Below are 12,776 nucleotides of genomic sequence, written 5' to 3' on the forward strand. Positions count from 1 at the left end.
GGTTCCGTCAGGTCGGCCGAGCGGGGCCGACAGCTTTCTTACCGGAATCTCATCGGAAAACGGCCGGAACAGGGGTCGAGTTGATACCGCGTTTATCTTCGGGCGCCTAGATTCGGTGCCGTGAGCGAGCAGATTCCCGCCGGGTGGTACCCGGACCCGCAGGACACCACGAGCGACCCCCGGCCGGAGCGCTGGTGGGACGGCCAGGGCTGGACGGCCGGCACCCGGCCCGCCCCGGCGGACAGCCCCGAGGGGCCGACGGTGCTGGAGGGCGAGGTGCTGGTGAGCGGGCCGACGGTCCGCTACCCGGAGCCGCCCCCGCTCGCGCCGGTCGACGGCGTGCCGTCGGCCCGACGGAAGCCGGCCAAGCCGGTGCTGGTGGCGGTCGCGGTGGCCGCGCTGGCGGGGCTGCTGGTCGGTTCCGGCGTCACGTACCTGGCGATGGACGGCCGGTCCGACCGGCAGGCGTCGCACAAGGTCCGCGAGGACGTCCGCCCCGGCGGCGGTGGCGGTGACAGCGCCGAGGGCGGCAACGGCACTCCGAAGGCGCCGGACAACCCCGGCGGCAGCGGCAAGGGCCGGAACTCCGGTCTGGCGGTGGACGCGGTCAACCGGATCAGCCTGTCGATCCCGAGCGGCTGGACCGGCGGCACCACCAAGGCCGGGTACGCGGGCCTGAGCATCGGCTCGTACACCTGCGCCTCCGGCACCGGCGAGTGCTCGCTGGGCGGGGTGTCGACCGGTCAGCTCAAGGGCACCGACGCCAAGCAGGCCGCCGAGCAGGACATCACCGCGGCGGCCGAGGACTCGTACGGCAAGATCAAGTCGCACGAGCAGCTGAAGTCCGAGCCGATCGCGGTCGACGGCCGGGACGGCTGGCTGGTCCGCTGGAAGGTGGACGCGCCCGAGGGCAACGACGGCTACGTGCAGACGGTGGTCTTCCCGACCGCCGACGGCAAGGCGCTCGCCTCGGTGCACCTGGGCTTCGACATCGACGACAAGGCTCCCCAACTGACCCAGATGGACAAGATCGTGGAGAGCATCAAGGCGTTCACCGGTCAGCTCGACGGCGGCGGTGGCACCAAGGCCTGACCGGCCGACAGTCCGGGCCCCCACCCCTCGGGGTGGGGGCCCGGGTGCGTCAGGGTGACGTGGGGCAGCCCGACCGGGACCGGGTCAGAGGAAGGTCCGTCCCTCGCCCCGGTACGTCGGCACGGTGTCCACCACCCGGTCGCCCTGGATCAGCTGCAACTCCGCGAAGCGCTCGCAGAGTTCGCCCGCCTTGGCGTGCCGGAACCAGACTCGGTCGCCGATCCGCAGGTCGTCCGCCGCCGAGCCGAGCAGCGGGGTCTGCACCTCGCCCGCGCCCTCCTGGGGGTCGTACTTCAGGCCCGGCGGCAGGTAGGGCACCGGCGAGCGGTCGGGACCGGCCGCGCCGGAGGCGGGGTAGCCGCCGCCGAGCACCGTGACCACGCCGAGCCCGGGCCGGCGGACCACCGGCTGGGCGAAGAGGGCGGCCGGACGCCCTTGGAACGAACGGTAGTTGTCGAAGAGCCGGGGCACGTACAGGCCGGACCCGGCGGCCACCTCGGTCACCGCGCGCTCGGCCACCGTGCTCTCCACGCTGCCCGTGCCACCGCCGTTCACGAACTCCAACTCGGCCACCTGGCGCAGCCGTCGCACCACGGCGGCCCGTCGCACGGCCAGCTCGCGCCGGGCCTTGGCCTGCATCGCCTGGATCACCCGGGAGCGCACCGGCCGGCCCGCGATCAGGTCGCCGACACCCGCGATGTGCCCCTCGTACGCCATCAGGCCGACCACCCGGAACCCCGGGCGCTGCTGCACCAGTTCGGCGAACGCGCCGAGCGCCTCGGGCGTCCGCAGCGGTGCCCGGCGGGCCCCCACCCGGAGCTTGCCGCCGAGCAGTTGGAGCGAGGTGTCCAGTTCCAGGCAGACCCGGACCTCCTCGCTGCCGGTCCGGGCGGCGTCGATCAGGTCCAGCTGCGCGGGGTCGTCCAGCAGCACCGTGACGGCGGCCGCCAGCTTGGGGTCGCCGGTCAGCTCGGCGAAGCCGGACCGGTCGGCCGACGGGTAGGCGAGCAGGATGTCCTCGAAACCCTCCCGGGCCAGCCAGATCGACTCGGCCAGGGTGAAGCTCATCACCCCGGCGAAGCCGTCCATCGCCAGCACCCGCTCCAGCAGCGCCCGGCAGCGCACCGACTTGCTGGCCACCCGGATCGGCTTGCCGTTCGCCCGGCGGACCAGATCGGCGGCGTTGGCGTCGAAGGCGTCCAGGTCCACGACCGCCAGCGGCGCGTCGAGGTGCGCGGTGGCCCGGTCGTAGCGGGCTCGGTCGGCGGCGAGGCCGGGAACGGCGTGGTTGACCATGCGCGCAGACTGCCACACGTCCGTACTGATGGGTAGGGGTGTCAGCCCGTCAGCTCGGTGGTCAGCGCGCCGGTGGCAGCCCCGGCCAGCGACTCCACGGTGTCGATCCCGCTCTGCTGGTCCGCCGAACCCTCGCTGAGCACCGCCACCAACAGTTCCCGCCCGTCGTGGGTGACCCGCCCGATGCTGTTCACCACCCAGAGCCCGGTGGCGGTGCGCGGCAGCCAACCGTTCTTCAGGGTGTAAGCGCCGTCCTGGTCGGCGGCCGAGACGCCCCAGTCCTGATCGGTGGCGACCTGGCCCATCAGGCCCTGGAGGTATGTCTGCCGGTCGGTGCTCAGCGGCGAGCCGGTGCCGAACACCACCTGGAGCAGCCGGAGTTGGTCGGTGGCGGTGGTCTCGGTCAGCCCCCAGTGGCCGTCCGGGCCGGCCGTGGTGGCGGTCAGCCCGAAGACCTGGTTCGCGGCGTCCAGCCCGGTCGCCTCGCCCACCGCCGTATAGAGGGTGTCGGCGGCGTCGTTGTCGCTCTGCTCGATCATCAGCGCCGCGGTCGCCTGCTCGGCGGCCGTCAACTCCCTTCCCGCCTGCTGCCGTTGCCAGAGCAGCGCGGCCAGGATGTCCGCCTTGACGATGCTCGCGGTGACGAACGACCCGGTCCCGTACGAGGCGCTCACCCCGCTCGCGGTGTCCAGCACCGCGACGGACACCGCGCCCTGCGCGGCCACCGCCGCTGCGGCGGCCCGGACGGCGGGGGCGGGGTCGGGGTCGGCGGGAGTGGGGGAGGCCGAGGCGACGGTGGACCGGACGTCCGCCACCGGGGTCGACCGGCTCGGCGGGGGCTGGAGGAGGTGGAGCGCCAGTGCGGCCAGGGCGAGCACCAGGGCAGCCGCCAGGGTGCGGAGGGTGCGTCGCTTCGGGGTCCGGTGAGTGCCTGCCATGCCGTCGAGGCTCGGCGCCGCCGATGGGGCCCGGCTGAGCCGGGGGTGAGCGGCGGCTGAGAATCCGCCGGCCCGGTTGGCATACGCTCAGCGGGTGGACCAGAAGAACATCCCGAACCCCGGATTCGCCGACGACGACGGCACCGCCGACCCGCGCCTGAGCGCCGCCCTGGCCGCCTGGGCGGCCGACCGGACCGGACCGGCCGCCGAGTCCGAGCTGCTGGCCGCCCTGACGGCCGGTCGGCTGATGGTCCCGATCGTGGCCCTGCTCGGCGAGGTGGAGACCGACGCCAACGGGCTCAAGCACGAGAAGACCAGTGACATGGCCGTCCCGCTGATCGAGGCCGCCGACGGACGCCGGGCGCTGCCCGCCTTCACCTCGCTGGAGACGCTGGCCCGCTGGCGCGCCGACGCCCGGCCGGCGCCGGTGGCCGGGCCGCAGGCCGCGATGGTCGCCTACTCCGAGCGGGCCGACACCCTGCTGATCGACCCGGCCGGGCCGGTGTCGTACCCCGTCGACGGGGCCCGGCTGCGGGCGCTGGCCGAGAACCGGCGCTACCTGCCGCCGGTCGAGGACCCGGAGGTGCAGGCCGCGGTCGCGGCGCTGGTCGCGGCCGAACCGGCCGTCCTGCGGTCGGAACTGCGTCCCGGCACCGAGACGGACGCGGTGCTCGCCCTCGCCCTCGCCGACGGCACCCCGGTCCAGGAGCTTGCCCAGCGCCTCGCCACCGCCCTCGCGGCCGACCCGGTCCTCCGGGTCCGTCTCAACCGGGGGCTGGACCTGGCGCTGCTGCGCTGAACCTCTTGCAGGCGCTCCGGGCTGCACTGTAGGCACGTGCTCGGCCATCTACGGTCAGGGGCTCGGGGCTCTGCCGATCTGCGGCTCCGCCGCGTGGGCGAGGAGATCTGGCGCCGGGGTCACTGCGAAAGTGCCTGACCGCCCCTGAACGGATCACCTTGCACGAGGCCGGCGTCGCAGTTCCCCGAGCTCCTGGTGGTTGCCCCTGGAGCGCCTGCCCAGCTCTTCCGAAGCGTGTGCCTCAGCTGTAGACCGGCCCGGTGAACTTCTCGCCCGGGCCGGAGCCGGGGGCGTCCGGGACGAGGGAGGCCTCGCGGAAGGCGAGCTGCAGGGAGCGCAGGCCGTCGCGGAGGGGGCCGGCGTGGAAGTTGCTGATCTCGGGGGCGCCGGCGGTGACCAGGCCGGCCAGGGCGGTGATCAGTTTGCGGGCCTCGTCGAGGTCCTTGTCCTTCTCGCCGCCCTCGGCGAGCCCGCACTTGACGGCGGCCGCGCTCATCAGGTGCACCGCCACGGTGGTGATCACCTCGACCGCGGGGACCTCGGCGATGTCGCGGGTGAGGTCGTCGAAGCCGATCTCGTCGTTGGGGGTGCTGTCGCTCACGGGGGCTCACTTCTCAGTGGAAACGGTTACACCTGGGAGCGTACAGAGGAGCGGCCCGCCCTCCGGCCACCGGCCCGGAGGCCCGGAATACCACCCTCGGCGGAAACGCTGTATGCTTCGAGACTGACCGGCCAGGACACCGCAAGGTGGCCCGGCCAGCAAGTGGAGGCTCCACTCACAGGAGGCCCGAGAGGGCAACCGCGAAAGTCTCCCACCCGATCGTCCTCGCGGTCGACGGGTCCGGTCCGCGACACCTGAGCCGCAAGGTTCCAGCGAGTCGCCGAGCAGCGCCCTTCGAAAGAAGGTGCCGCCCCCGGTTGTGTGGAGCCCCGCTTGTGTACCGAGCGGGGCTTTTTTCGTGTCGCGGTGCGTACGCCAGTGGGCAGCGCAGCACGAATGAAGCCCCGCCCAGTGGTCGAGTCCACTACCTGCGACCGCCGTCCGACGGCCGCAGCGCAGAAGGCGCAACCAAGGAGGCCCCATCAGCACCGAGCCCCGCATCAACGACCGGATTCGCGTCCCCGAGGTGCGACTCGTCGGTCCCAGCGGCGAGCAGGTCGGCATCGTGCCGCTTGCCAAGGCGCTGGAGCTCGCGCAGGAGTACGACCTCGACCTGGTCGAGGTCGCGGCGACCGCCCGGCCGCCGGTGTGCAAGCTCATGGACTACGGCAAGTTCAAGTACGAGTCGGCCATGAAGGCCCGTGAGGCGCGCAAGAACCAGGCGCACACGGTCATCAAGGAGATGAAGCTCCGGCCGAAGATTGACCCGCACGACTATGACACCAAGAAGGGTCACGTCGTTCGGTTCCTCAAGCAGGGTGACAAGGTCAAGATCACGATCATGTTCCGTGGTCGCGAGCAGTCCCGCCCCGAGCTGGGCTTCCGACTGCTGCAGCGACTGGCGAACGACGTCCAGGACCTGGGCTTCGTGGAGTCGTCGGCCAAGCAGGACGGCCGAAACATGATCATGGTTCTTGGCCCGCACAAGAAGAAGACCGAGGCGATGGCCGAGGCCCGTGCGATCGCGGACGCCCGCAAGGCGGAGCGTCAGGGTCGCACCGGTCTCCCGGACGACGCCCTGGACGACGCCGACGACGCCGCTCTCGAAGCCGAGAACGCGGCGCTCGAGGCGGAGGCGGACGAGGACGACGACACCGATGAGGTGGACGTCGACGAGACCGCCGAGGTCGAGGCCGAGGCCAGCGAGGTCGAGAAGCCGGCCGAGACCACTCAGGACGCCTGAGCGGTTCGGTCAACGAGGTAGTGGGGCGGCCCGCCCCACCCACCAGATCCATCCAGTCCCCGCCCGGGCGGTAACGCGCGGGCGGGGGCGGACCGACGAGGAGATACGGCGACATGCCGAAGCAAAAGACCCACAGCGGCGCCAGCAAGCGCTTCAAGATCAGCGGCTCCGGCAAGGTGCTGCGCGAGCGTGCCGGCCGTCGCCACCTGCTCGAGCACAAGCCGTCGACGCTGACCCGCAAGCTGGCCGGCACCGTCGTGGTTTCCCCCGCCGACGTGAAGAAGATCAAGAAGCTTCTCGGCAAGTGATCGCCTCCTGCGGCCGGTGGCCGCAGGACCCCGGCTGATCCTTTCCGACCCATTCGTTTACGGACCGCGTGAAGTAGTCCGTGGTCCAACCCAAGGAGTAATGAAGTGGCACGCGTCAAGCGGGCAGTAAACGCCCACAAGAAGCGCCGGGTCATCCTCGAGCGAGCGAAGGGTTACCGCGGCCAGCGGTCGCGCCTGTACCGCAAGGCCAAGGAGCAGGTCACCCACTCGCTCGTTTACAACTACAACGACCGCAAGAAGCGCAAGGGTGACTTCCGCCAGCTCTGGATCCAGCGCATCAACGCTGCGGCCCGTGCCAACGGCATCACGTACAACCGCTTCGTGCAGGGTCTGAAGATCGCGAACGTCGAGATCGACCGCAAGATGCTGGCCGAGCTGGCCGTCAACGACCCGGGCGCGTTCGCCACGCTCGTCGAGGTCGCCCAGAAGGCGCTGCCCGAGGACGTCAACGCCCCGCGCGTCGCCGCCTGACTCGATCCGGTTCCGGATCGGCAGCACAGCTGACACACCCAGACCCGCAGGTTCGCCTGCGGGTCTGCGTGTTTCCGGCCCCCTGACACACCGTCACCCCAGAGACGAGACCATGCAGAGCACCGAACCCCCCCTGCTCACCTCCCTGCGTTCGCCCCGCGTGATCGCCGCCCGCAAGCTGGCCAAGCGCAACCAGCGGAGCAAGGAGCGGCGCTTCCTGGCCGAGGGCCCGCAGGCGGTGCGGGAGGCGGTCGCGTACGGGCGGTTGGACTCGGGGGAGCACGCGGTGGTGGAGATCTACCTCACCCTGGAGGCGGCCGAGCGGCACGCCGAGATCGTGGACGCGGCGCTGGCCGAGGGCCTGCCGGTGCTCACCGCGACCGACGAGGTGATCGGTGAGATCTGTGACACCGTCACCCCGCAGGGCATCGTGGCGCTCTGCCGGTTCCTGGACACCCCGTTCGAGCAGGTGCTCGCGATGGAGCCGCAGCTGGTCGCCGTGCTGGCGCACGTGCGCGACCCCGGGAACGCGGGCACCGTGCTGCGGACCGCCGACGCGGCGGGGGCGGACGCGGTGATCCTCACCGACGCCTCGGTGGACCCGTACAACCCGAAGGCGGTCCGGGCCTCGGTGGGCAGCCTGTTCCACCTGCCGTTCGCGGTCGGGGTGCCGGTCGAGCAGGCGGTCGCCCGGCTGCGTGAGGCCGGTGTCCGGGTGCTGGCCGCCGACGGCGCGGGGGACCGCGACCTCGACCAGGAGCTGGACGAGGGCACCCTCGGCGCGCCCGGGGCCTGGGTCTTCGGCAACGAGGCCTGGGGCCTGCCCGAGGAGACCCGCGCACTCGCGGACGAGGTGGTGCGCGTGCCCATCCACGGACACGCCGAGAGCCTCAATCTCGCCACGGCCGCCGCCGTGTGCCTGTACGCCTCCGCGCGCGCCCAGCGGTCTCCCGGAGGGTGTCGCGCCAAGGGGTAGGGGCGCTAGGGTCGGACAGTGGGGGCACGTACACAGTGGGTAAGCGGGGAGGCAACCCATGGTCGGCACCGAACTGGACTTGGACGACCTGCCGGACGGGCTGGTGGTCGCCGACGCGTCCGGTGCGGTGGTCCGTTTCAACCGGGCCGCCGCCCGGCTGACCGGCGTCCGGCCCGAGGCGGTGCTCGGCGTGCCGTTGGAGCAGGCACTGCCGCTGGAGGACCTGGACGGCCGCCGCTGGTGGCCGCTGACCGACCCGTACGGCGGGCTGCCGATCCGGACCGGGCAGCCGGAGCGGAACCTGCTGCTGCCCGGCAGCCGGGAGGTGCTGGTCTCCGCCCGGTACGTCCGGGAGTCGCCGCGCGGGCCGGTCCGGCAGGTGGTGGTGGCGCTGCGCGGCACCGAGGCGCGCCGGCGGACGGAGCGCAGTCACGCCGAGCTGATCGCCACCGTGGCGCACGAGCTGCGCTCCCCGCTGACGAGCGTGAAGGGCTTCACCAAGACGCTGCTGGCGAAGTGGGAGCGCTTCACCGACGGCCAGAAGCGGGTGATGCTGGAGACCGTGGACGCGGACGCGGACCGGGTCACCCGGCTGATCGCCGAGCTGCTGGACATCTCCCGGATCGACGCCGGGCGGCTGGAGCTGCACAAGCAGGTGGTGGACCTGCCGGCCGCGGTCCGGCGGCACGTGGACGGCAAACTGGCGGCTGGCATCGCCGCCGACCGCTTCGACATCCGGATCGAGCAGCCGCTCACCCAGCTCTGGGCGGACCCGGACAAACTCGACCAGGTGCTGGCCAACCTGCTGGAAAATGCCGTGCGCCACGGTGAGGGGACTGTCACGATCGAGGTGGCGCCCGCCAAGGAAGTGGTGGAGAGCGCCGGTCGGGAACGAGTCCTGGAAGGGACGGCGGTGACGGTGAGCGACGAGGGCAGCGGGATTCCGGAGGAGTCCATGCCGCGCGTCTTCACCCGCTTCTGGCGCGGCTCCAAGCGCGGCGGCACCGGCCTCGGCCTCTACATCGTCAAGGGCATCGTGGAGGCCCACGGCGGCACCATCCGGATCAGCCGGGCGCCCTCCGGCGGCGCCTGCTTCCGATTTATCCTGCCCGCCGGAGTGCCCGACTTCATGCTCTGAGGAAGTCCGGCCCGGCGGGCGGTTCGCAGGCTGCGACTACACTCGACCTTTGCGTTGTGTGACGCCCTGCGCGGCTGTGCCGCGGACACCCCTCCTGATCGTCTCGGGACCGGCTGCCCGTGCCCCGGCCACGCAGTGCGTAGCGCAAGGGCGAGGCACCCCTTCACGAGCAGGAGCACGGGAAAGATAGAGATGTCGGCACCCAATAGTTCGTACGACCCGGTAGAGGTCGAGGCACTCAAGCCCGAAGAGGTCGAGCGCGCCCGGGACGAGGCCCTCGCGGCCTTCGCCGCGGCCGGCACCCTCGAGGAGCTCAAGCAGGCCAAGGTCGCGCACACCGGTGACCGCTCGGCCCTGTCGCTCGCCAACCGCGAGATCGGCGCGCTGCCCCCGCAGGCCAAGGCGGCGGCCGGCAAGCTGATCGGCCAGGCCCGCGGCGCGGTCAACCAGGCGCTGGCGAAGCGTCAGGTCGAGCTGGAGGCGGAGCGGGACGCCCGCGTGCTGGTCGAGGAGGCGGTGGACGTCACGCTGCCGTACGACCGCACCCCGCGCGGCGCCCGGCACCCGCTCACCACGCTGGCCGAGCGGATCGAGGACACCTTCGTGGCGATGGGCTACGAGGTGGCCTCGGGCCCCGAGGTCGAGGCCGAGTGGCTCAACTTCGACGCGCTCAACCTGCACGAGGACCACCCGGCCCGGTCGATGCAGGACACCTTCTTCGTGCAGGCCCCGGACGGTTCCGCCGACTCCGGCGTGGTGCTGCGTACCCAGACCTCGCCGGTGCAGATCCGCACCATGCTCGACCGCGAGCCGCCGCTGTACGCGGTGAGCCCCGGCCGGGTGTACCGGACGGACGAGCTGGACGCCACCCACACCCCGGTGTTCCGCCAGGTCGAGGCCATCGCGGTGGACGAGGGCATCACCTTCGCCGACCTCAAGGGCACCATCGAGCTGCTGGTCGAGAAGCTGATCGGCGGCGGCCTGGAGCTGCGCTGGCGGCCCTCGTACTTCCCGTTCACCGAGCCGAGCGCCGAGATCGACCTGCAGTGCTTCGTCTGCCGGGGCGAGAGCGTCGGCAACCCGGACCGCCCCTGCCGGACCTGCTCCTCCGAGGGCTGGATCGAGCTGGGCGGCTGCGGCGTGGTCAACCCGCGCGTGCTGGTCGCCTGCGGGGTGGACCCGCAGCGCTACAGCGGCTTCGCGTTCGGCCTGGGCCTGGAGCGCATTCTGATGAACCGCCACAACGTCGCCGACATGCGCGACATGGTCGAGGGTGACGTCCGTTTCACCCTCCCGTTCGGGATGGAGATCTGATGCGCGTCCCGCTTTCCTGGCTGCGCGAGTACGTCGACCTTCCGGCGGGTGAGTCCGGTCGTGACGTCGCGGCCCGCCTGGTCCGGGCCGGCCTGGAGGTCGAGACGGTCGAGCAGCTCGGCGCCGACCTCAAGGGTCCGCTGGTGGTCGGTCAGGTGCTCTCGATCGAGGAGCTGGCCGGCTTCAAGAAGCCGATCCGGCACTGCTTCGTGAACGTCGGCGACGCCAACGGCACCGGCGAGCCGCAGGAGATCGTCTGCGGCGCGACCAACTTCGCCGTCGGCGACAAGGTGGTCGTGGTGCTCCCGGGCGCCGTGCTGCCCGGCCCGTTCCCGATCGCCGCCCGGCAGACCTACGGCCACACCTCGGCCGGCATGATCTGCTCGGCCCGCGAGCTGGGCATGGGCGACGACCACAACGGCATCATCGTGCTCCCGCCGGAGTACGAGCCCGGCACCGACGCGATCGAGCTGCTCCAGCTGGTCGACGAGGTGCTGGACATCGCGGTCACCCCCGACCGCGGCTACTGCCTCTCGATGCGCGGCGTGGCCCGGGAGGCCGCCGCCGCGTACGGGCTGCCGCTGGCCGACCCGGCGCTGCTCGACGTGCCGCCGGCCAACTCCTACGGCTACCTGGTCAAGGTGGCCGACCCGGTCGGCTGCGACCGCTTCGTGGCCCGCACCGTCACCGGGGTGGACCCGGCCGCGCAGTCGCCGATCTGGCTCCAGCGCCGGCTGCAGAAGTCGGGCATCCGCCCGATCTCGCTGACCGTCGACATCACCAACTACGTGATGCTGGAGGTCGGTCAGCCGCTGCACGCCTACGACCGCAGCCGGGTGGACGGGCCGATCCAGGTCCGTCGCGCGGCCGAGGGCGAGACCCTCACCACGCTGGACGGCACCACCAGGAAGCTGTCCGCCGAGGACCTGCTGATCTGTGACAACTCGGGCCCGATCGGGCTCGCGGGTGTGATGGGCGGCGCCTCGACCGAGATCGTCGACCCGGTGACGGACCCGGAGACCGGTGTCACCACCGGTTCGACCGAGATCATCATCGAGGCGGCGCACTTCGAGCCGGTCACCATCGCCCGTTCGGCGAAGCGGCACAAGCTGCCCTCCGAGGCGTCCAAGCGCTTCGAGCGCGGCGTCGACCCGGAGGCCGCCCGGGCCGCCGCGCAGCGCGCGGTGGACCTGCTGGTGCTGATCGCCGGCGGCACCGCCGAGGCGGGCGTCACCGACATCGCGGCGTCCTTCCCGGTGCGCACCATCGCGATCGACGCGGACCTGCCGGACCGGGTCGCGGGCACCCAGTACGGCCGCGAGACCGTCACCCGGCGGCTGCAGGAGATCGGTGCCACCGTCGCGGGCGCCGACATCCTGGAGGTCACCCCGCCGAGCTGGCGGCCCGACCTGACCGACCCGTACGACCTGGCGGAGGAGGTCATCCGGCTCGAGGGGTACGACAACGTCCCCGCCCGGATGCCGATGGTGCCGCCGGGCCGCGGGCTGACCGAGGCCCAGCGCTTCCACCGCCGGACCGGCGTGGCGCTGGCCGCGGCCGGCTTCGTCGAGGTGAACAACTACCCGTTCATCGGCGAGGCCGCGCTGGACGCGCTCGGCCTGGACGCCGCCGACGCCCGTCGACGGACCGTCAAGCTGGTCAACCCGCTGAACGACGAGGAGCCCTCGCTCCGCACCTCGCTGCTGCCGGGCCTGCTCGGCGCGCTGCGGCGGAACGTCGGCCGGGGCAACACCGATCTGGCGATCTTCGAGCAGGGCACGGTCTTCCTGCCCAAGCCGGAGCTCAAGGTGGCGCCGCGACTGCCCGTCGACCGCCGTCCGACCACCGGGCAGCTGGCCGAGCTGGACGCGGCGCTGCCGCACCAGCCGCGCCGGGTCGCCGTCGCGCTGGCCGGTGAGCGGCTGCCGTCCGGCTGGTGGGGCAAGGGCGCCGGGGCCTCCTGGGCGGACGCCGTCGAGGCGGCCCGTACGGTGGCCCGCGCCGCCGGGGTCGAACTGACGGTCCGCCAGGCGCAGTACGCGCCCTGGCACCCGGGCCGGTGCGCCGAGCTCTCGGTGGCCGGCACCGTGGTCGGCCACGCCGGTGAGCTGCACCCGCGGGTCATCAAGGCGCTGCACCTGCCGGAGCGCACCTGCGCGATGGAGGTCGACCTGGACCTGCTGGGCGCCGACCTGTCCGGCCGGGTCTCCGGCCCGCCGGTCTCCGGCTACCCGGTGGCCACCCAGGACGTGGCGCTGATCGTCGACACCGCCGTCCCCGCCGCCGAGGTGGAGACCGCGCTGCGCGACGGGGCGGGCGAACTGCTGGAGTCCCTCCGGCTGTTCGACGTCTTCACCGGCGAGCAGGCGGGCGCGGGCAAGAAGTCGCTGGCGTACACGCTGCGGTTCCGCGCCCTCGACCGGACGCTGACGGCCGAGGAGGCCACGGCCGCCCGCGAGTCGGCGGTGGCGGCCGCCGCGGCCCGTACGGGCGCGGTGCTGCGCGGCGCCTGACGTTCAACCGCAGGTCAGCAGGGCTCCATCCCCGGTCTTCCGGAGGGTGGGGCCCTGTTTCGTTGC

The 12,776-nt window shown here is 72.4% G+C and carries 12 protein-coding genes; 9 read left to right on the forward strand and 3 right to left on the reverse strand.

Going from position 1 to position 12,776, the window contains the following annotated elements; translation table 11 throughout:
* Window positions 1-120 precede the first annotated feature (120 nt).
* Window positions 121-1,092, forward strand: coding sequence for a DUF2510 domain-containing protein (locus tag OHV05_RS29540; protein WP_405020384.1), 972 nt, complete (start codon window positions 121-123; stop codon window positions 1,090-1,092).
* A gap of 84 nt (window positions 1,093-1,176) precedes the next feature.
* Here OHV05_RS29540 and OHV05_RS29545 read toward each other — a convergent pair whose 3' ends face one another.
* Together OHV05_RS29545 and OHV05_RS29550 are read right to left on the reverse strand one after the other, a co-directional pair.
* The gene (locus OHV05_RS29545) at window positions 1,177-2,388 is read right to left on the reverse strand and encodes an amino acid deaminase/aldolase (protein ID WP_405020385.1); all 1,212 of its coding nucleotides are present in this window, start codon (window positions 2,386-2,388) and stop codon (window positions 1,177-1,179) included.
* A gap of 41 nt (window positions 2,389-2,429) precedes the next feature.
* On the reverse strand, window positions 2,430-3,326 hold the full coding sequence (locus OHV05_RS29550) for a serine hydrolase (RefSeq protein WP_405020386.1): 897 nt from the start codon (window positions 3,324-3,326) through the stop codon (window positions 2,430-2,432).
* Between the two features lie 94 nt (window positions 3,327-3,420).
* On the opposite strand from OHV05_RS29550, the gene OHV05_RS29555 reads away from it, so the two are divergent.
* A complete protein-coding gene (locus tag OHV05_RS29555; RefSeq protein WP_405020387.1) occupies window positions 3,421-4,125 on the forward strand; it encodes an SseB family protein in 705 nt (234 codons plus the stop codon).
* 241 nt (window positions 4,126-4,366) lie between these two features.
* On the opposite strand, the gene OHV05_RS29560 is transcribed toward OHV05_RS29555, so the two are convergent.
* Window positions 4,367-4,726: a DUF1844 domain-containing protein gene (locus tag OHV05_RS29560; protein WP_403031727.1), complete on the reverse strand. Its 360-nt coding sequence runs from the start codon at window positions 4,724-4,726 to the stop codon at window positions 4,367-4,369.
* Window positions 4,727-5,207: 481 nt separating this feature from the next.
* Between OHV05_RS29560 and infC the strand changes: the two genes are divergently transcribed.
* From infC to pheT, 7 genes are all read left to right on the forward strand, one after another.
* Window positions 5,208-5,969: a translation initiation factor IF-3 gene (gene infC, locus OHV05_RS29565; RefSeq protein ID WP_403032718.1), complete on the forward strand. Its 762-nt coding sequence runs from the start codon at window positions 5,208-5,210 to the stop codon at window positions 5,967-5,969.
* Window positions 5,970-6,082: 113 nt separating this feature from the next.
* Entirely contained in the window at window positions 6,083-6,277 is a 195-nt protein-coding gene (rpmI, locus tag OHV05_RS29570) for a 50S ribosomal protein L35 (protein WP_057228326.1), read from the forward strand.
* 105 nt (window positions 6,278-6,382) lie between these two features.
* Entirely contained in the window at window positions 6,383-6,769 is a 387-nt protein-coding gene (gene rplT, locus OHV05_RS29575; RefSeq protein ID WP_057228324.1) for a 50S ribosomal protein L20, read from the forward strand.
* Between the two features lie 112 nt (window positions 6,770-6,881).
* Entirely contained in the window at window positions 6,882-7,745 is an 864-nt protein-coding gene (locus tag OHV05_RS29580; RefSeq protein WP_405020388.1) for a TrmH family RNA methyltransferase, read from the forward strand.
* Window positions 7,746-7,803: 58 nt separating this feature from the next.
* A complete protein-coding gene (locus OHV05_RS29585; RefSeq protein WP_405020389.1) occupies window positions 7,804-8,883 on the forward strand; it encodes an ATP-binding protein in 1,080 nt (359 codons plus the stop codon).
* 192 nt (window positions 8,884-9,075) lie between these two features.
* On the forward strand, window positions 9,076-10,197 hold the full coding sequence (gene pheS / locus OHV05_RS29590; protein ID WP_403031718.1) for a phenylalanine--tRNA ligase subunit alpha: 1,122 nt from the start codon (window positions 9,076-9,078) through the stop codon (window positions 10,195-10,197).
* The gene (gene pheT, locus OHV05_RS29595) at window positions 10,197-12,710 is read left to right on the forward strand and encodes a phenylalanine--tRNA ligase subunit beta (protein ID WP_405020390.1); all 2,514 of its coding nucleotides are present in this window, start codon (window positions 10,197-10,199) and stop codon (window positions 12,708-12,710) included. Before pheS ends, pheT begins: the two co-directional genes overlap by 1 nt.
* The last annotated feature ends 66 nt before the right edge of the window (window positions 12,711-12,776 follow it).

Source organism: Kitasatospora sp. NBC_00070, from assembly GCF_045041205.1.
Lineage (GTDB): Bacteria > Actinomycetota > Actinomycetes > Streptomycetales > Streptomycetaceae > Kitasatospora.